Source organism: Prochlorococcus marinus str. NATL2A, assembly GCF_000012465.1.
Classification (GTDB): domain Bacteria; phylum Cyanobacteriota; class Cyanobacteriia; order PCC-6307; family Cyanobiaceae; genus Prochlorococcus_B; species Prochlorococcus_B marinus_B.
Window position 1 is genome coordinate 1,430,252 of record NC_007335.2, and the last position, 16,036, is coordinate 1,446,287.

At 32.5% G+C, this 16,036-nt stretch carries 28 protein-coding genes and 1 tRNA gene; 14 read left to right on the top strand and 15 right to left on the bottom strand.

Features of this window, described 5'->3' with window-relative positions; genetic code table 11:
• Positions 1 to 36: 36 nt before the first annotated feature.
• Positions 37 to 108, top strand: a tRNA-Val gene (locus tag PMN2A_RS07850).
• Between the two features lie 66 nt (positions 109 to 174).
• On the opposite strand, the gene PMN2A_RS10855 is transcribed toward PMN2A_RS07850, so the two are convergent.
• Positions 175 to 321 carry a hypothetical protein gene (locus tag PMN2A_RS10855; protein WP_187146470.1) on the bottom strand — a complete coding sequence of 49 codons (147 nt, stop codon included), beginning with the start codon at positions 319 to 321 and terminating at the stop codon, positions 175 to 177.
• 292 nt (positions 322 to 613) lie between these two features.
• Here PMN2A_RS10855 and murD point away from each other — a divergent pair, with 292 nt between their 5' ends.
• The 4 genes from murD (at position 614) to PMN2A_RS07870 (ending at position 3,257) form a co-directional block, all read left to right on the top strand.
• Positions 614 to 2,023, top strand: a complete 1,410-nt coding sequence (murD, locus tag PMN2A_RS07855) for a UDP-N-acetylmuramoyl-L-alanine--D-glutamate ligase (protein ID WP_011295277.1) — start codon at positions 614 to 616, stop codon at positions 2,021 to 2,023.
• 95 nt (positions 2,024 to 2,118) lie between these two features.
• On the top strand, positions 2,119 to 2,427 hold the full coding sequence (locus PMN2A_RS07860) for a hypothetical protein (protein ID WP_011295278.1): 309 nt from the start codon (positions 2,119 to 2,121) through the stop codon (positions 2,425 to 2,427).
• A 114-nt stretch (positions 2,428 to 2,541) separates the two neighbouring features.
• Positions 2,542 to 2,964, top strand: coding sequence for a hypothetical protein (locus tag PMN2A_RS07865; RefSeq protein WP_011295279.1), 423 nt, complete (start codon positions 2,542 to 2,544; stop codon positions 2,962 to 2,964).
• Between the two features lie 47 nt (positions 2,965 to 3,011).
• The gene (locus PMN2A_RS07870; protein WP_011295280.1) at positions 3,012 to 3,257 is read left to right on the top strand and encodes a hypothetical protein; all 246 of its coding nucleotides are present in this window, start codon (positions 3,012 to 3,014) and stop codon (positions 3,255 to 3,257) included.
• Here PMN2A_RS07870 and PMN2A_RS07875 read toward each other — a convergent pair.
• From PMN2A_RS07875 to PMN2A_RS07885, 3 genes are all read right to left on the bottom strand, one after another.
• A complete protein-coding gene (locus PMN2A_RS07875) occupies positions 3,254 to 4,120 on the bottom strand; it encodes an EamA family transporter (protein ID WP_011295281.1) in 867 nt (288 codons plus the stop codon). The genes PMN2A_RS07870 and PMN2A_RS07875 overlap by 4 nt on opposite strands.
• Before the next feature lie 98 nt (positions 4,121 to 4,218).
• On the bottom strand, positions 4,219 to 4,980 hold the full coding sequence (locus PMN2A_RS07880) for a GAF domain-containing protein (protein WP_011295282.1): 762 nt from the start codon (positions 4,978 to 4,980) through the stop codon (positions 4,219 to 4,221).
• Positions 4,981 to 5,221: 241 nt separating this feature from the next.
• Complete coding sequence (locus tag PMN2A_RS07885) at positions 5,222 to 5,470, bottom strand: hypothetical protein (protein ID WP_011295283.1); 249 nt, start codon at positions 5,468 to 5,470, stop codon at positions 5,222 to 5,224.
• 450 nt (positions 5,471 to 5,920) lie between these two features.
• Here PMN2A_RS07885 and PMN2A_RS07890 point away from each other — a divergent pair, with 450 nt between their 5' ends.
• Positions 5,921 to 6,322, top strand: a complete 402-nt coding sequence (locus tag PMN2A_RS07890) for a DoxX family protein (protein ID WP_011295284.1) — start codon at positions 5,921 to 5,923, stop codon at positions 6,320 to 6,322.
• 27 nt (positions 6,323 to 6,349) lie between these two features.
• On the opposite strand, the gene PMN2A_RS07895 is transcribed toward PMN2A_RS07890, so the two are convergent.
• Positions 6,350 to 6,718, bottom strand: a complete 369-nt coding sequence (locus PMN2A_RS07895; RefSeq protein ID WP_011295285.1) for an OsmC family protein — start codon at positions 6,716 to 6,718, stop codon at positions 6,350 to 6,352.
• Positions 6,719 to 6,919: 201 nt separating this feature from the next.
• Here PMN2A_RS07895 and PMN2A_RS07900 point away from each other — a divergent pair, with 201 nt between their 5' ends.
• Together PMN2A_RS07900 and PMN2A_RS07905 are read left to right on the top strand one after the other, a co-directional pair.
• Entirely contained in the window at positions 6,920 to 7,291 is a 372-nt protein-coding gene (locus PMN2A_RS07900; RefSeq protein ID WP_011295286.1) for a hypothetical protein, read from the top strand.
• Positions 7,292 to 7,359: 68 nt separating this feature from the next.
• Positions 7,360 to 7,554, top strand: a complete 195-nt coding sequence (locus tag PMN2A_RS07905) for a hypothetical protein (RefSeq protein ID WP_041711039.1) — start codon at positions 7,360 to 7,362, stop codon at positions 7,552 to 7,554.
• A 202-nt stretch (positions 7,555 to 7,756) separates the two neighbouring features.
• Here PMN2A_RS07905 and PMN2A_RS07910 read toward each other — a convergent pair whose 3' ends face one another.
• The 3 genes from PMN2A_RS07910 to PMN2A_RS07920 are packed head-to-tail and all read right to left on the bottom strand — an operon-like array spanning position 7,757 to position 8,140.
• Positions 7,757 to 7,903 carry a high light inducible protein gene (locus PMN2A_RS07910; protein WP_011295288.1) on the bottom strand — a complete coding sequence of 49 codons (147 nt, stop codon included), beginning with the start codon at positions 7,901 to 7,903 and terminating at the stop codon, positions 7,757 to 7,759.
• The gene (locus tag PMN2A_RS07915) at positions 7,903 to 8,022 is read right to left on the bottom strand and encodes a high light inducible protein (protein WP_011294968.1); all 120 of its coding nucleotides are present in this window, start codon (positions 8,020 to 8,022) and stop codon (positions 7,903 to 7,905) included. The genes PMN2A_RS07910 and PMN2A_RS07915 overlap by 1 nt, the downstream gene beginning before the upstream one ends.
• 10 nt (positions 8,023 to 8,032) lie before the next feature.
• Positions 8,033 to 8,140 carry a high light inducible protein gene (locus PMN2A_RS07920; RefSeq protein ID WP_011125327.1) on the bottom strand — a complete coding sequence of 36 codons (108 nt, stop codon included), beginning with the start codon at positions 8,138 to 8,140 and terminating at the stop codon, positions 8,033 to 8,035.
• Between the two features lie 196 nt (positions 8,141 to 8,336).
• On the opposite strand from PMN2A_RS07920, the gene PMN2A_RS07925 reads away from it, so the two are divergent.
• The 3 genes from PMN2A_RS07925 (at position 8,337) to PMN2A_RS07935 (ending at position 10,266) form a co-directional block, all read left to right on the top strand.
• On the top strand, positions 8,337 to 8,615 hold the full coding sequence (locus PMN2A_RS07925; protein WP_011295289.1) for a hypothetical protein: 279 nt from the start codon (positions 8,337 to 8,339) through the stop codon (positions 8,613 to 8,615).
• Positions 8,616 to 8,945: 330 nt separating this feature from the next.
• Complete coding sequence (locus tag PMN2A_RS07930) at positions 8,946 to 9,605, top strand: DUF3386 domain-containing protein (protein WP_041711266.1); 660 nt, start codon at positions 8,946 to 8,948, stop codon at positions 9,603 to 9,605.
• A gap of 118 nt (positions 9,606 to 9,723) precedes the next feature.
• Complete coding sequence (locus tag PMN2A_RS07935) at positions 9,724 to 10,266, top strand: hypothetical protein (protein ID WP_011295291.1); 543 nt, start codon at positions 9,724 to 9,726, stop codon at positions 10,264 to 10,266.
• Between the two features lie 168 nt (positions 10,267 to 10,434).
• Here the strand turns inward: PMN2A_RS07935 and PMN2A_RS07940 are convergent, their stop codons facing one another.
• The 3 genes from PMN2A_RS07940 to PMN2A_RS10860 all read right to left on the bottom strand — a co-directional run bounded on the left by PMN2A_RS07940 (position 10,435) and on the right by PMN2A_RS10860 (position 11,219).
• The gene (locus tag PMN2A_RS07940) at positions 10,435 to 10,614 is read right to left on the bottom strand and encodes a hypothetical protein (protein ID WP_011295292.1); all 180 of its coding nucleotides are present in this window, start codon (positions 10,612 to 10,614) and stop codon (positions 10,435 to 10,437) included.
• Positions 10,611 to 10,811, bottom strand: a complete 201-nt coding sequence (locus PMN2A_RS07945; protein ID WP_011295293.1) for a high light inducible protein — start codon at positions 10,809 to 10,811, stop codon at positions 10,611 to 10,613. The genes PMN2A_RS07940 and PMN2A_RS07945 overlap by 4 nt, the downstream gene beginning before the upstream one ends.
• A 249-nt stretch (positions 10,812 to 11,060) precedes the next feature.
• Positions 11,061 to 11,219: a hypothetical protein gene (locus PMN2A_RS10860; protein ID WP_187146445.1), complete on the bottom strand. Its 159-nt coding sequence runs from the start codon at positions 11,217 to 11,219 to the stop codon at positions 11,061 to 11,063.
• 566 nt (positions 11,220 to 11,785) lie between these two features.
• Between PMN2A_RS10860 and PMN2A_RS07955 the strand changes: the two genes are divergently transcribed.
• From PMN2A_RS07955 to PMN2A_RS10865, 3 genes are all read left to right on the top strand, one after another.
• Positions 11,786 to 11,980, top strand: coding sequence for a hypothetical protein (locus PMN2A_RS07955; RefSeq protein ID WP_041711040.1), 195 nt, complete (start codon positions 11,786 to 11,788; stop codon positions 11,978 to 11,980).
• 46 nt (positions 11,981 to 12,026) lie between these two features.
• Complete coding sequence (locus tag PMN2A_RS07960) at positions 12,027 to 12,350, top strand: hypothetical protein (RefSeq protein WP_011295294.1); 324 nt, start codon at positions 12,027 to 12,029, stop codon at positions 12,348 to 12,350.
• A 206-nt stretch (positions 12,351 to 12,556) separates the two neighbouring features.
• A complete protein-coding gene (locus PMN2A_RS10865) occupies positions 12,557 to 12,709 on the top strand; it encodes a hypothetical protein (protein ID WP_011295035.1) in 153 nt (50 codons plus the stop codon).
• Positions 12,710 to 12,757: 48 nt separating this feature from the next.
• On the opposite strand, the gene PMN2A_RS07965 is transcribed toward PMN2A_RS10865, so the two are convergent.
• The 4 genes from PMN2A_RS07965 to PMN2A_RS07975 all read right to left on the bottom strand — a co-directional run bounded on the left by PMN2A_RS07965 (position 12,758) and on the right by PMN2A_RS07975 (position 15,994).
• On the bottom strand, positions 12,758 to 12,964 hold the full coding sequence (locus tag PMN2A_RS07965; RefSeq protein WP_041711042.1) for a hypothetical protein: 207 nt from the start codon (positions 12,962 to 12,964) through the stop codon (positions 12,758 to 12,760).
• A 130-nt stretch (positions 12,965 to 13,094) separates the two neighbouring features.
• Entirely contained in the window at positions 13,095 to 13,280 is a 186-nt protein-coding gene (locus PMN2A_RS07970) for a hypothetical protein (RefSeq protein WP_011295206.1), read from the bottom strand.
• 25 nt (positions 13,281 to 13,305) lie between these two features.
• A complete protein-coding gene (locus PMN2A_RS10870) occupies positions 13,306 to 13,473 on the bottom strand; it encodes a hypothetical protein (protein WP_011295296.1) in 168 nt (55 codons plus the stop codon).
• A 595-nt stretch (positions 13,474 to 14,068) separates the two neighbouring features.
• Positions 14,069 to 15,994, bottom strand: coding sequence for an ABC-F family ATP-binding cassette domain-containing protein (locus PMN2A_RS07975; protein WP_011295297.1), 1,926 nt, complete (start codon positions 15,992 to 15,994; stop codon positions 14,069 to 14,071).
• Positions 15,995 to 16,036 lie beyond the last annotated feature (42 nt).

A 16,036-nucleotide genomic window follows, 5' to 3' on the forward strand; every position in this document is an offset into this window, starting at 1 on the left:
AGGAACTTGACACTTCAATCCTAAGATGGTTTGCAAGGGCGATTAGCTCAGAGGTAGAGCACTACCTTGACACGGTAGGGGTCACTGGTTCGATTCCAGTATCGCCCATTCACCAATAACGGATGGTTCCAGACATTTAACTGATTAAAAATAATACCTAAATTTTTAAACTTTTTACTTATCAAACATTTGATGAAGTTTAATCCATTTGATTTCACTCTCGCTCTGATCTACAAAACCATTTAGTGCATACTCAACATTTCTTGGCTCTTGAATTTCTTTTTCTTTTAAAATTTTGATACCTTCAATTTTTACAGCCATTAACAAGAAGCAAATACATTTGCATCAAAACAACTTTTAGAGAATAAAGCTAGAGGTATTAACGTTTTTTTAATCTTATTAAAATTAATTTTTAAAATTTCAACTTGATTTCTTAAAATGGAAGATATTCAAGCATCAATGAGCAAAATATCTTTATTTATAAATCAAAACAATACTAATATAAAAATATTTTATATTAGAGAATAGTCAAAATAGCACGCAATCAAATTCTCTCTAAGGTAACAGCTACCTAACAACGATAAAAGCTATTAACCTTACAACCTAAATTAAATTGTCAAAACAAGAACAATCAAATCAAATACATATTGTACTGGGACTAGGCTGCTCAGGAATAAGTGCAGCAAAACTACTTAAAACAGAAGGAAAGAACGTTTTAGTTTTAGAGAATAATTCAAATAAAAATCTATTAAATATATCTAATAAATTAAAATCAGAAGGAATCAACGTTATTTTGCTTGACGAAGCACTTCATATTAATAATTTCACGCCTTGGATAGAAAGTGTTTGCTCTATCACTGTAAGTCCAGGAATAGATTGGGAGCATATAGCTCTAAAAGAATTAAGAGGTAAGAATATCAATGTTCAGGGAGAAGTAGCATTAGCTTGGGAAAGATTAACTCATATCCCGTCTGTTGGCATAACTGGAACAAATGGAAAAACTACCGTCACTAACATGCTTAATCATATTCTTAAATTAAATAATTTAAATACTGATATGGGAGGAAATGTTGGAAAGGCATTATCCAAAATTGCTTTAGAAAATATGAAAAATAATGACCAAGAGTTAGACTGGCTAGTACTAGAATTAAGTAGTTTTCAAATTGAAGGTTCACCAAAAGTAGCACCCACCATAGGTATATGGACAACATTTACACCTGATCATTTAGAAAGACATAATGATATGGAAAGTTATTTCAAGATAAAGCGTAGCTTGCTAGAGAAATCATCCATTAGAATTTATAATTCTGATGATCAATATTTATCAAGTAAAAGGAAAGAATTACCTAAAGGTATATGGGTTGGAACAAATCAACAATCCTTGTACTCTCAATATCAGAAATTTTGGATCGATCAAAAAGGTTATATATTTGAAGACAAAAAACAACTATTTCATAGTTCGATACTTAACATACCAGGTAAACATAATTTACAAAATCTCCTGCTTGCAATAGCTGCGGCAAGAGAAATAGGGCTTGATGATTCATCAATAGCTAAATCTATAAAATCATTTAAATCAATCCCCCATAGATTGGAGTATTTAGGAAATGTAAATAATTTAAGCTTTTATAACGACAGCAAAGCCACTAATTTCGACTCTTCAATAACTGCTTTAAAATCTGTTCCTCATCCAATAATTTTACTAGCTGGTGGTATACAAAAAAAAGGAGATTTTATGCCGTGGGTGAAACAAATAAAGCAATCTACCAATGGGATAGTCTTATTTGGACTGAGTGCAAATAACTTGAAGGAAGAATTATTAATATCTTCTTATATAGGAGAAATAATTGTCAAAAAAAATCTAGAAGAAGCAACAATAGCATCTATTAATATAGCAAGGGAAACAAATTCAAGAAGCATACTATTATCTCCAGCTTGTGCAAGTTTTGATCAATATAAAAACTACGAAGAGAGAGGGGACCATTTCAAAAATCTTGTTAAAAAGTATAAATTGATAAAATGATCTGATTTTTTAAAACGGATTAGACTTGGTCGGAGATCCACCCTTAGCTTATATTTTACACGTGATAGTTTGTATATAGATTTGCCATAAATAAGTTGAGCCAAAATCAATTTTCCAAAAGTTCTATTAGTCACAAGGAGCTAAATGCTTTTTTATTAAAAGCCAAGAAAGATATATCCTTGAATAATTCTCCTGAAAATAACAAAAGCAAAGAAGAACAGGATTTTAATGATTTAATAAAAAATTGGAGCATAACAAGTCAAAAATTACTCCTAATCATGAATAGTAAAGAGAAAGTTTTCACTAATAATAAAGATCCTAAATCTCTTATGGCCTTTGGAGCGATGGGTGCACATATAAATATGGCTTTACAAGCGCTTAAAGCGACTGGATCTAATCAATAGAAATAAAACATTAGTAATTTATTACATAAGAAATTTAAAACCCAAAATGGACTTTTAAAAAAATTATAATGAGATACTAAATCCTGTCTCATAAGGATTACACAATTTTTTATTTTGCCAGAGCAAAACCAAAATCCACTTGATCTCGTTCCAGAGTCAACTGCTAAGTTGATGAAAACGATGTCAAACGAACCCAAAGGGTCGATTGATGATTTGATTTATTGTCACCTATACGGAGTTGTTGGTGATTGGTATCTTTCGGAGATATCAGTAGATAGAAAAATAGCTTTTGGATTTCAAATCATAAATTCTGAACCTGTATGGGAAATGGATGATTGGGTAACTAATTCCAGTAAATGGGGAGAAATCCCTATCAAAAAACTACAAGGTCTTGTCAATGAGAAATTTCTAAAAGAGAAAGATATTCGGTTTTTAATTACAAGAGATTTATTTTGGGAACCTACCAAGTTTTCAGCGATTAATATTAATCAAAATACTCTTTTCTATCCAGGTACAACAGATAGAAGTTTCTCTTAATTATATGAAAGACTGAATCTCACTTACCTAAATAATTTTTAATTAAAATGAATGAAATAGACCCCAAAAATGATCCTCTTTATTTATTAACAAAAGCTGTTGAGCAAGGTGATCCTCAAGTTTCCAAAAAAGTAAAGGAGCGTCTTGATAAATCAGATGACCCTTCAGAGATGAGATATTTAGAGGGATTACTTATACTACTAGGTGAGAAACCCGGAGAACTAGAAGATCCACCCGACGTAGAAGATGATCCAGATGAATATTGGCAAGAAAATGATTACTTTGAGGTCTAAATTAAAGTAATAGCAACTCCAATAAAAGATAAAATAGAATAAAAAATTGTTAATTTATTTATTTCTTCTCCCTCTCTCTTTGAAATAAAAAGTGCAAAGACAGGTGAAAGACTTAGCAAAGTCCAACCAATTCCAATAGGTAAAAATTTAAAAACTATCTGTTGAAATAATATTCCAAAATTAGTGCCAAGTAAGGTTGATAAAATTAAATTTGAATGATTTTTTTTAGTTAGTGCTCTATTCTTAATAATATCAAAAAAATCTTTTTTAAAAATTAAAAATAAAAATATTGATGCTGATAAAAGTCTGATTTCAGTTGTTTGCAAAGGGGTTAATGTAGAACCAATTAAAATCACCCTCGACAATAAAGCTGCCAAAACAGCACAAAGGACCGATCCAAATGCGCAGAGGATACCGAGAATATTTCGTTCTCTTGGCTCTTCTTTTTGAAATGTATTTTGTCGTACAATCATTAACAAAGAGAAAGACACAATCAAAGATCCTACCCACACTTTTTGAGGATATATCTCATCGATACTCCATGTTCCTAAAGTAGTTGCAATTATTGGAGTCAAAGCTTCGAATGAAAGGGTTTTTCTAGTTCCTATTATTTTCAAAGCGTTTATATATAAAGTATCACCGATAGAAATACCGACTATTCCACTTATTATCAAAACAAAGATAGAGCTCATATTAGACAACCAGCTTATAGTTAATACCACTGGTAAAAATAAGATTGAGGCAAGAACATTTTTATAAATATTTATTTGCCTTGGTAATAAATTCTCAGATTCTTTACGCCATATAGAACATGAGAATGTCCAAAATAATACCGCTGAAATTGCTGCAAAAAAACCAATCATATTTAAAACTTTCTAACAAACAAATTTTAAAAGTATTTATATATTCATCAAAAGTCTAGAAAGGAGATATAACTCACACAAATCTATCTTCTAGGAAACTAATTACTTTTTTTGCATTCAGGCTTGTTTTTCTTACTATTTAAATCAAGTTTATCATCACTCCAAACTTCTAATACATCTGGAAAGTGCTTCTCCATACATAAATCGCAAATCCCATGACTAAAACGAATATCTGCGATTTTCGATAGGTATTTTTCTAGATGCTGCCACTCACCATCCGAATCCCTTACCTCTTTGCAATATGAACATGTCGTTAAAATACCTTCCGTATTGTGCATATGAGTAAGAGCATCAAGAAGACGAATAGATCTTTTACGAAGTTCCAACAAGGTTACAACCTGTCTAGATAATGCCTCCATAATTTGATGCTGATGGTCAGACAAATGTCCCGGCTTTCTATCAATCACACAGAGAGTTCCTATTCGCTGATCATTTGGGGTTTGCAATGGAAAACCAGCATATAAACGAATTTTTGGTTCCTCAACGACCAAAGGATTTGACTTGAATCGCTCATCTAATAGCGCATCCTCAACAATCAATGGTTCTGAACTAGCAATTGCATGAGCACAAAAAGAAACATCCCTTGATGTTTCTTTCGTCTCAAATCCACACATTGATTTAAACCATTGTGTATCTGTATCAACCAAGCTCATTAAAGAGATGGGAGTTCCACAAGTTAAAGAAGCAATCTTCGTTATGTCGTCGTAGCATTGCTCAGGCTGAGTGCCTAAAATCCTGTACTCAGCGAGAGCTCTTAAGCGCTCTTCTTCATTACTTATTTTTGGGGCGCCGAAACCCAAAACAATTCCTTTTAAATATGATTAAAGAATAGATAAGAGTGGGTGATTAAATCGAATCTCTTCTTAATAATAAATAATTAAGTTTCTATAAGAAAAACTTCAACAATATGAAGCAACGTTAATCAAAAAAATAAACTTAAAATGCAAATAATTCTAGTTTAAATATACAGAATAGCTCTTTGTCCAAAAATTCTGTTTTCTTCTTAAATAAGTTGAGTAAATACTTTTAATTTTTTTCACTTCAAAAGGTCTTAGTAGTCCTGATTTTAAAACTACTATTAGTTATCAAAGTATCATCAGCAAGATCTAAACCCTTAACACTAGAAATCTGACCTTTTAGGCCTTCTAATTGAAGTTGATCAATCATCTGCTGAATAACCTGACTTTCTACTAATTTCTGATCAATCATTTCTGGGGTCATTTTCTCAAATAATTTTCCTGCTTTAGAGGCAACAACATCTGATGCATTAGTAATTTTAAGAAGAATCATAATAAAATCGAAACTTAGATAAATTGAAATCAAGTAAACTATTACTGATAAATATCATATAAATCGATTACTCATCTAGTATTAAAGGATTATGTAAATATAATTCAACTAAGCATCAATATAAAAATTTGAATTATAGCCAAGCATATAAAGGTCCAGAGTAATATCATACCTATTTTATTATGGAAAGAACCCTTCTTATAAAATGTCGGACCCGAACCCCAATCCCTAGTCATTATTAAAAATCAAATAATCTATAAGATAAGATAGCAATAGAGTTGTTTTTTTATTGCTTCAATAAAAAAAAATACAATTTAAAATCATATTTTTCAAAAAGCCAAAAGATTTCCACAAAAACAACATATTTATTCCATAATACTAAAACTCCAACAAGTCTAAATATTAAAAAATTTCCAAGAGAAATTAATGTTTTATCCTAGTATTTATTAAATGAACTTTGAACAAACAAAAAATTTAATAGGAAGAATCCTAATTTCAGCTATATTTATTTATGCAATTCCAGGTAAAATAATAAATTTCGAACAAACTGTTGAAGTTATATCAAATAAAAATATATCTCCTACATTAGCTCCTCTTTTATTATTTTCAGCTATCGTTTGCTTGATTTTTGGTTCAATACTTTTCATCTCAGGATTCAAGCAAAGATTCGGTGCATATCTTCTGCTTATATTTATAGTTCCAACAACTTTTATTTTTCATTTTTATCCTTTTCAAATAAAAGCTGTATTAATGAATGCTGGGCTAATTGGAGGATTAATACTTGGACTAAACAATGTAAAAGGTAATTCACTCAAAGAACTTTTTAATAACCAGGCAAATAAAACTAATTAAAATTTTAATTCTTTTTAAAATGTTTGTTTAATGCCACTTCAACTTAATATCAATAGAGCATTCAAGATTAAGCTTCACAGGACAATCCTCAGCTGTATTTTGAAGTATTTTATATGTTTGAGAATCCAAATCAGCTGGCATAAAAATTTCTAATACTAGAGTCTTTATTTTCCTAGGCCCCTCTGAAGTCATTGTCTTATAAACATCAATTTTAATATTACCAAGTTTCCATCCTCTACGTTTTGCCTCTATAGCCATAATTGTTATTACACAAGTCCCCAAAGAAGAGGCTAGTAAATCAGTTGGAGCAAAATCTTTTCCTTCCCCATCATGGTCTGTAGGTGCATCAGTATGAATGACACTCCCTGAAAGAGAATGTTTTGCCTCAGTGTGCAAATCGCCAAGATAGTTGCAACTAATCTTGGTAGAATTTAAAAGAGTATTTTTCGAGTTTTTGATTAGAGGGTCCTAGTCTATGATTTTATTTTAACGACTCTATACTCTTACCTAGTATTAAAATAAGTTCCTTTAGCAAAGATAAACCAATAATGATAAATATCATTTTTAAAATATAAAATTTTCTTATACTCAAAGCAAATGATTTTTATTTCGTTTTTTCTAAGTTTACTTATTACTCTTAATCCTTCTTCAGATTTCAATTGCGATGGAGATAGGTTAACTGCAGTCATCAGAAATAACTTAAATGGAGATTTTGCGATAACCGATAATCTTGAAAATATTGATAAAGGAGCTTTTGTCGTTCTTCATTGGCGAGATATAAACCTCATGCTTCCAGTATCTTTTAAAGTCGGTGATATATCTTTCACGGACAAGAAATGGTTATGGAGTTATCAAGATGAGAAAAATGGATTAAGAATGGATGAACCTAGATTCGCTCAACTTTTACCTAATGGAGAAATTCAAGAATTTTCTTGTCTAGCTATTTTCAAAGAAGACATGATTTCATAAAGAAACCCTTAAGCAGTAAATAATCAAGACGTGCTATGGCTAGGTATTAAGTAGTTGAAAAAACTTAAATGACTATCTCAAGATCAAAGAGATTTGTATTTGTAGATACGAAACCAAATTTAAGCAAAAAACAAGTTTTTATTTTTGGATCAATACTTGCAAGTGGTTGCTTAAGTGGGGCATTTTTAATCGCACTTTATATTGAATATCTTCATAATCCAGCTTTTCACAGTTTTGTTCAATCGAGAGGAATTTTCCTTTGATTTTTGAGTTCTTTGATATTAGATATTCCTTATAAAAATAAAAAAGCTCTCTATAAGAGAGCTTTTTTATTGATTTTAAAAACTTTAAACGTCTTGATTGAAGATATAAAGTCAAAGAATCCAATATCACATTGAACCTAATAAACTCATAATTGCCGAACTTAGTTTAAAAGTTCAGCAATTATGAGTATCTTTTTATTGGTTACACAAAACCAGGGATGATTTGACCTGTGGTCGCATATGCCCCAACCAAAGCAATACAACCAAATAATGCTGCATAGCCGTTAAGCCTTTCTGCGGTAACCTTTTCAGGATCAATTTTTCTTGTATTGTTCTTTTGAGTAGACATTACACAACTCCGGGTATTAGTTGGCCAGTTGTTAGATAGATACCTGTTAGAAGAACGAAAGCCATCATTGCTGGCCTTCCGATACTTCTTTCAAGAATTGTTTTGTTAGAAGGTTGCATAATTAAAAATTTAGAAGATGCCAGGGATTATTTGTCCTGTTGTTGCATATGCGCCAAAGGCTGCAACGAAACCAAGCATTGCTGCCCAACCGTTAAACTTTTCTGCTTCAGGTGTCATTTGAAAGTGGGAGGTATTTATGTAAAGGAATGTAACGGAGCTGCGCCTGTGGTTGGTGGTGGGCAACCGAACATACTAGTAAAAATGATCAAAACCATTAGAAAAATCTATATAAAAAACGAAACTTTAATCAATACCTTTTCTTTGAAACACTTGTTAAATTCTTATAATTAGAAAAATCAAATGAGAAAAGAAATTGTATGACCCCTCGATTGGACAGGAATCACTCACTACAGTTGATGTTGTAGGAGTCCTTGTCGGACATGTCCTTTTTGGCGTTGCCGCCACACTTTTAATTGATTGGAGTTGGATTCCCTTAAGTCCTCAACAAAAAGAAAGTGGCCGATCACTTAAAGAAATCAAAAGAAGCTGGGGTTGGGATGAAGAAAGTGATATCAAGGATGAGTCACTAAGCTCAGAAAATAGAACATCCTCAGTTGAAGAAAATAACGAATCATCATTTAATCGCCAATAAAGTCAAATAATTTGCTGTGATACGTGTCATATAATCTGATAATTTTCGGAGGATATGTTAATAATGTCTAGCAATAGTTTTTCAACTTAGTGGAAACTTTTGCGTGATAGCCATTTCTTGCATGGTCTTCGCTATCAAAACTAATACCCTTAAATAAAATGCAATTAAATATTATTTCTTGGAAAGTAATTTAACTGTGTTTATTTCTCAATACAATCGCTATAGATAACTATAAATAATTGTGTTTCGTAAATATATTTTTAATAAGTTAATTAAAATCTTTAATTGACTAAAATAAGTCATAAACTAAGTTTTATGCTAACCAAGGAAATGACAGGAAAAGATTGTACGCATTTATTTAAGTCTGCCTATGAAAATCGCTACACATGGGAATCAAATTTTTCAGGTTACGAAGGTAGATGTTCTTGGACAGATGGCGAAAGAGAAGTAGAAGGAAGCTTTTGCTTAGGACAAGATTTAAAAGCCACTGTTAAAGGAATAGATGACGAAAAAATACACAAAGCCATTTCTTCACAACTTTGGGAAGTTGCTATTCATAGAGTCAGAAGATCATTTGAACAAACACATGGTAAAAATACCTTTACTTTTGGAGATACAAATGAAATTGGCTCAGAAGTTATAGTTGGAGGGAAAAACGAAGGTGACAAATACAGGGTCAAAAACGATGTTGTTACGATGGTTTATAGGCATATTCATGGAAATCTAATAATCATCCTCACTAAGGATGTGACTCATACTGGTAATGGCTACTTAAGCAAGAGTTATTCCAGTCAATATCTTGATCCAATTTCAAAAAAAGATCTAAAGGGAAAAAGCTTTTACGAAGATGCTTTTATACCTTTATTCAAAGGTGGTCCTTGGGTTTTATCCTCTAGATCCATATATCAAGAAGCCTCAGAAGGTTCAATAATGAATAAACAAGTATTTTCTTTTTCGGAGTTAACAAGTATTAATTCTAAGCAAGATTAGTCTCCAAAACATTAGCTAAGCTCATGATTTATGTAAGGATATCTGCTTAGGTGAAAACTGGGATTTATAAATTAACTATTTTCGATTATGAATGATTTGTAGGAAAGGGGGTTTACAAATGCTTCTTCATTTTGTTCCTATTAATGTTTTTCGTGAAACACCACAAGTATCTTTTTTTGATGCAGGCGTAAATGGATCAAATGGTGCTGATGTTGTCATCCATCACAAAAACGCCATATCTCCTCCTGATGACGGCAATTTTGAGCAGTATTACATCCATAATCATCAAGTTGATCACAATTTAGTGATTGAAGGGAGCCGAAAATTTACTCTTATTAATCCCAAATGGGATGAGCCGCATCATGTAATTTTTTTAAATAGAGCAATGGGCGCACTGCAAATACCAATTGGAACTTATCACCGATCAGAATCAGGGAAAGAAGGAAGTATTGTTTTGAATCAAGCAACTAGAGATGATATGTTTGATCAAAGAAAAGAATTCTCACCTGTTAGCCTCAGATCAAACAAACAATTAAGAAAGGCTAGACAGGCTCATCCCGTCTACTGGATTTGGGAAGAAGAAAGAATAAAAAGAGTAAAACTAGATTGCAAAGGGTACTCCAAGAACATTAAGTTAGAGCCTTTAAAAACTGCGCATTAATACATGCAATATTTCATATTATATTATAGTTAAAAAAATTAAAGTATTATACCAACTAAAATCAGACATAATGATAGAAAATCACAACATATTATAGACGTATAAATAAGACATGATTAATAGTTTACTATAGAGGCACTATAAACATATGAAAAAATTAACAGTGAATTAAATTAAAGGTGATTTAAAAAAGCCAGGAATAATTTGTCCTGTTGTTGCATATGCGCCAACAAGAGAAGTTATACCAATCATTACCCAACGACCGTTAAATAACTCAGCGGACGCTGGACTGAACTCATTAACTACGTTGATATAGTTACCAGATTTGGAGGATGATTCTGAATTCAAAAGATACCTGGGATGATTTGTCCTGTTGTGACGTATGCACCTAGAAGGCTGATCATTCCAATCATTGCCCAACGTCCATTAGTTTTCTCAGCTTCCTTTGGATAGCTTGTATAGTTTTCCACCAACTGTGGAGGAGTTTCACGAGCAAATATATTTTGCTTGCCGTATTCAGTAATTACCTGAGAAGAAGATGACATGTACTGATTGACTTTTAAACTAAGTTAAGTGCTTTGTTGTGCGATACAAAGATACGGTCGAGTTCGGCTTACACGTCTTTCAAAATTTGGAAAGGGATAAAGTTATGCCCAAGCAGTAATGCCTGAATTGCAATCAAAGACTTTAGAGAAAAACAAACTGGCAATGATCACAATTGCCTACAGGACACATAGCTTCTTGTGACACCAGTGTGCCTCACTTGAGAAGATCTCGCAGCTAGAAGTTAGATGTCATGAACCTTCTAAAATTGAGAATTGATAGCTATCCCTAGTGGAATAAGCCATCCCATCCCCATCATTATCATCATCATCAAAGCTAGAAATTAAAATTCGAATTCCTAGCAACGCAAGAAATCCTGAGACAAAAACTACTATTAATTGAGTGTGCATTATTTCTTCAAATTTTAATGATAAAAATATTTCTAACCACAAAAAGGTAGTAATTCACGCAAAGACACCATCAGAGAACTAGATCAATGCTTCTCAAGCTCAACAAGGATTTATTGTTTAGTTGCTTTTTTGAGTGTTTTTGAAGTCCTATTGTTCTTTTTAGCCAGATCAGCCTTGCTTGGATTAGGGATACTGAATTGAGTAAGTAATTTCATGAACATTTTGAGAAATTAAAGAATATTCAAAACTTATAAATAACTAATCATTTTCAACTTGAAACTCTTTCAATGAGTCTCCGTAATAACTCATAGCGAATTGAAGTAAAACCCAGTTCACAGCTCTAGACATTGTGACCTCGAAATGAATTCAACTTAAAGATGGCTTATGTTTCAAAGCCTTGCCATGAGTAATTATTATTTTTAAAGGATTTAAAAAATTCGTTGCTATTTAAAAATCAAATCTGTCATCACTCATAGTTCTAAGTAGAAGTAACGATAAGTAATTATTCATAGCATTTGTGCATTTTAAATATAAAATTTGCTCATCAAGCAACTGAAAGGTATTGCATGTTTTTTTTATCGAATCCTCAGGTGTGGCACTTACCTGGCACTTGGTCTGAACAACCTATTGATGGTCCTTACTTAGGCATGACCTCAAGTCAATTAAGTTGGGTGGCTGTATCGATTTTGGTAACTCTATTGATAGCTTTTAGTGTTTACATCCTTGAGACGAGCAACTCAAAGCGTAAAAGAAGTTCTTAGAATTATTTGAATAATTAAAATCGACTTACTGGGTAAGTGATATTTCATGACTTATTTTATTTTATATTTCTTTGGCATAGCCTCAATTTGGTGGGTTTATCGTGTTGGATGGACTGAAGCTCTAAAGACCATTCTCAGTGTTTTAATTCCTTCCTTATTAATTATTCTTTTTAATGTAAAAGCAGGACGACTCATATTCAAAAATCCTATGGTTGGGATAATAAGTGTTCTTCCCACCGCCATTTTTATTTATCGAGGATCAAAGCCTATAGTAGTTGGGATTAATAGTTGGATAGATAGGAAAAGAAACGAATTTGTTGATTCAAAAGAAGTGGTTGATGCCGAAGTGGTTTCGAAAGAGGAAGCATAGTCTTTGATTTCAACAACGTAGTCATAGCAAGAGATTTGCCGAAAAAAAAACTCTCAAACCTTTATATATGGATCTCTTTCCCATTGAAGAAAAATGAATTATATTTTGAATTTCGAAAAAACCAGGAGTTTCTTTATCCTTTTATTAGTTATATTTGTTGATCGCGTTGGATAAATGGCAATAATAAAGTGATTAACAAATAAACCATGACAGATAACGAGCCAAAGTGGGATTACACCACTAAAGAAGGAAATTTTGCTGCAGGAGCTGCGGTTGTTGGAGGGAATTTACTAGTTCTTATTATTTACATTCTCTATAGAACTGTTCCCTCTGTGCACCATTTCATTATCGGGAGATAACTCAAAAGGCATCAGGAGAGCGACTTTACTTATTGGAGAACAGAATTTTCAGTATCTTCTGTTAGTTGTTGATTGAGACCAGATGAAAGCCAATAAACAAGCCATTCCAATCAAAGGGAGAAGGGTTTTAATTAACCCAACTAGAACCAACACGCCTATTCCGCTAGAGGTATAAATTGCCCATTTCGGGACATATCTACCCGCTCTGCTCCCTTTATTATTTGAAGGGGGAATTACTTCTGGATCAATAGCCATTTTCAACTGAAAGATAATTTATCTATTGACAGAATAAATTCATTAAAGAGGAAGACAAGCGCACAATGGATACTGTAATCAGGAGAATTTGTTGCTGGCCATCTCCTCATGTCTAATATTATTGAAGCATCTATTTATTTTTAGTTTCTTCAAATAATCCAAAAAAAGTCCATGCAATTAATGAAACAAGTCCAAACACCAAAGATAAGATAGCAAAAATAAATTCCCCTAAAAAAAGAACTGCAATAGCTATTGTTATGAAAATCAAAGAAAAAATTAAATAAATATTCGGAGGGATTTTTTTTAGATACTCCATAATTAACCTGTAAAAAACATCTTTATTAAAAGGGAAACTCAGATTTTATCCATAAAGCAGAACTAACTTTCATAAGTAACCACATTACTAAAGCACCCTCAAGAAAACCAAACCAATACAGGGCATAGTTAGATATCCCCATTTCTTTTTGAGCACGTTCAACAAATGATTTATGCCATTTGATCAACTTCACAATTCATCCATGTAGATAAAATTATTATAGTTAAAAACTGCAAATAATTTTTTTTTAGAATAATGGGATTTCTTATTCTTGTAAGAGATTTTTCTAAGCCAAGGAGGCAAGGCTAACGACCTAAAGACGAGCATAATTTTATTTATCATGTATTAATAACTACGAAAATGAGTCATATAAAATTTCTAAAAATATTAATCCAGTAATTCAAACTAATTCAGCAATCTTTGATAGGTATAAAAATACTATTACCTTATTATCAAAAAATGGATGAATTGAGATGCATTAAATTATTAGAAGTTAAATATTACCTTGAATAATTCAATCCTCTGTAAGTGAATTTTATTTGAGGCTTTGAGGCTGAATTACAATATACAAATGATCTTCCATTAAAATACATGTTGACCATGGTCCTAGCTCCTTAGAAGCGCTCAAGTCCCCGTCCTTTGGCTTGAGTCGAACTGCGGTCTACGTAAGCAGATCGGACGATTGAGTAGCAAAAGCTATACACCTTTATAGTATTTATACTTATTAATGTCAACACTGGAGATTTTGTCTCTATATGTTTGTCTACCTCAAGAGAAAAATTACGTGGTTACTTTGCTGACTCAGACAACTCACTTAGCTCAATCCATCTATCCTCATACTCTTGAATAGATTCAATTAGTTCTGCTAATTGATGACTAATTTCACTAATGTCTACATCATTATCAGTGATCTTTTTTTCTAAATATATTTTCTTTTTTTCTAACATAGGTAGTCTCAGATCTAATTCTTTTAATTCTCTAGCTTCTTTAAAACTCAATCGTCTAGGATCATTTTTAGAAACTAATTTTATTTCTTGTCCACGCTTATTTTTTGAATTATTGACTATTTTGGCTCGTTCTTTTGTTTCATTGTTTCGCTCCTCTAATATTTTATGATCAAGAAATCGAGAGTAATTTCCTTCATATCTTCGCAAGTAACCGTTTTCAAAATTAAAAATTCGATCAATAGTACGATCAAGAAAATATCTATCATGCGATACAACTACGACACAACCTTTAAAATCATCAAGAAAATCTTCTAGCACACTTAGTGTTTGTATATCTAAATCATTTGTAGGCTCATCAAGCAATAATACGTTGGGAGCTTGTATGAGCATTTTGCATAGAGCAAGTCTTCTTTTTTCTCCCCCTGAAAGTTTTTGCAGAGGACTATGTTGTTGACTGGGTGGAAAGAGGAATTTTTCTAAGAGTTGTGATGCTGTAATTTGTTTCCCTCCATGATCAATTCGTAATGCAGCCTCCTCCACAAAATCGATAACTTTGCGGTTTAAGCCACTCCCTTGATTTAAGTCATTTGTATGTTGATCTAAGTAGCCAATATGAACCGTTTCTCCAAGTTTTATTTTCCCACTTGTAGGCAATCTTTTACCCGAAATTAGATCTAAAAGAGTGGATTTACCACTGCCATTTGGACCAATAATTCCTACTCGGTCCTCTGGACTAAAGCTATAAGTAAAATCACATAAAAGATCCAAGTTATTCTCTTTATTGTTGAGCGATAGCCCTACACCTTCAGCCTCAATTGCGATTTTTCCAATTCTTCTACTTAATGAATTCATTTCTAAATTAGCTTTGACATGACTTTTAGGTTTCGCTTGCATTTCAGCAATCCGTTGAATACGTGCTTTTTGTTTTGTACTTCTTGCTTTGGGACCCTGTCTTAACCAAGCTAATTCCTTTCTTAAAACACCCTGAAACTTTTTCTTTGTAGATGCCTCTGATTGCTCTTGTTCAACTTTTTGTTGAAGAAATTCACGATAATTGCCCGAATACTTGCGAGTTTCTCCATTGTTAATTTCGACCATCCGGTTGGTAATGCGATCAAGAACATATCTATCGTGAGTTATTAAGACCAGCGCACCCTTATAATGGTCTAACCAATTTTGAAGCCATTCCACTGCAGATGCATCTAGGTGGTTAGTAGGTTCATCAAGAAGTAAGACATCTGGATTAGAGACAAGCGCAGCGGCAAGTCCCACTCTTTTGCGATAACCACCAGAAAGCTCTTTTACTGGTTTATCTAAGTCTTTTATACCTAATCTTCTTAGAACATCTTGGCATTGTTGTTCTAAATTCCATGCCTCAGCGGCATCCATAAGTTCACTCGCCTGACCTAGTTTTTTCAAAAGGTCTTCATCTTCTGGATTTTGAGCGATTTTTCTACTTAGCTGACTGAAATTAAGTAATAATTTTCTTTTTTCTCCACACCCTTCAAGAACTTCTTCCAAAACACTTTTTTCACTGTTGTAACTTGTTTCTTGCCCAACTAAAGATATCCGCAAAGATGGTAAACATCTTCTTTCTCCTTCCATCAAAGGTTCTATTCCTGCAATGACTCTCAAAAGTGTTGACTTGCCAGATCCATTTGGACCAATCAAACCAAGTCTCTCTTTTTTATTTACATGAAGATCTAAATTTTTAAAAAGATTTTTTATTCCAAAGTCTGTAGAAGCATTAACAAGACTAATCAACACAGCTTAAATCCTCACGTCCTTAACTAAAGCTAACTTATAAAT

Coding starts and splice junctions, on each gene's coding strand:
- PMN2A_RS07965 (WP_041711042.1), bottom strand. CDS start 12,964: ATGGCTATTGATCCAGAAGTAATTCCCCCTTCAAATAATAAAGGGAGC.
- PMN2A_RS07875 (WP_011295281.1), bottom strand. CDS start 4,120: ATGATTGGTTTTTTTGCAGCAATTTCAGCGGTATTATTTTGGACATTC.
- PMN2A_RS10855 (WP_187146470.1), bottom strand. CDS start 321: ATGGCTGTAAAAATTGAAGGTATCAAAATTTTAAAAGAAAAAGAAATT.
- PMN2A_RS07930 (WP_041711266.1), top strand. CDS start 8,946: ATGACAGGAAAAGATTGTACGCATTTATTTAAGTCTGCCTATGAAAAT.
- PMN2A_RS07870 (WP_011295280.1), top strand. CDS start 3,012: ATGAATGAAATAGACCCCAAAAATGATCCTCTTTATTTATTAACAAAA.
- PMN2A_RS07915 (WP_011294968.1), bottom strand. CDS start 8,022: ATGCAACCTTCTAACAAAACAATTCTTGAAAGAAGTATCGGAAGGCCA.
- PMN2A_RS07970 (WP_011295206.1), bottom strand. CDS start 13,280: ATGGAGTATCTAAAAAAAATCCCTCCGAATATTTATTTAATTTTTTCT.
- PMN2A_RS07955 (WP_041711040.1), top strand. CDS start 11,786: ATGTTTTTTTTATCGAATCCTCAGGTGTGGCACTTACCTGGCACTTGG.
- PMN2A_RS10865 (WP_011295035.1), top strand. CDS start 12,557: ATGACAGATAACGAGCCAAAGTGGGATTACACCACTAAAGAAGGAAAT.
- PMN2A_RS07910 (WP_011295288.1), bottom strand. CDS start 7,903: ATGTCTACTCAAAAGAACAATACAAGAAAAATTGATCCTGAAAAGGTT.
- PMN2A_RS07900 (WP_011295286.1), top strand. CDS start 6,920: ATGATTTTTATTTCGTTTTTTCTAAGTTTACTTATTACTCTTAATCCT.
- PMN2A_RS07890 (WP_011295284.1), top strand. CDS start 5,921: ATGAACTTTGAACAAACAAAAAATTTAATAGGAAGAATCCTAATTTCA.
- PMN2A_RS07905 (WP_041711039.1), top strand. CDS start 7,360: ATGACTATCTCAAGATCAAAGAGATTTGTATTTGTAGATACGAAACCA.
- PMN2A_RS07920 (WP_011125327.1), bottom strand. CDS start 8,140: ATGACACCTGAAGCAGAAAAGTTTAACGGTTGGGCAGCAATGCTTGGT.
- PMN2A_RS10860 (WP_187146445.1), bottom strand. CDS start 11,219: ATGCACACTCAATTAATAGTAGTTTTTGTCTCAGGATTTCTTGCGTTG.
- PMN2A_RS07960 (WP_011295294.1), top strand. CDS start 12,027: ATGACTTATTTTATTTTATATTTCTTTGGCATAGCCTCAATTTGGTGG.
- PMN2A_RS07935 (WP_011295291.1), top strand. CDS start 9,724: ATGCTTCTTCATTTTGTTCCTATTAATGTTTTTCGTGAAACACCACAA.
- PMN2A_RS07945 (WP_011295293.1), bottom strand. CDS start 10,811: ATGTCATCTTCTTCTCAGGTAATTACTGAATACGGCAAGCAAAATATA.
- PMN2A_RS07885 (WP_011295283.1), bottom strand. CDS start 5,470: ATGATTCTTCTTAAAATTACTAATGCATCAGATGTTGTTGCCTCTAAA.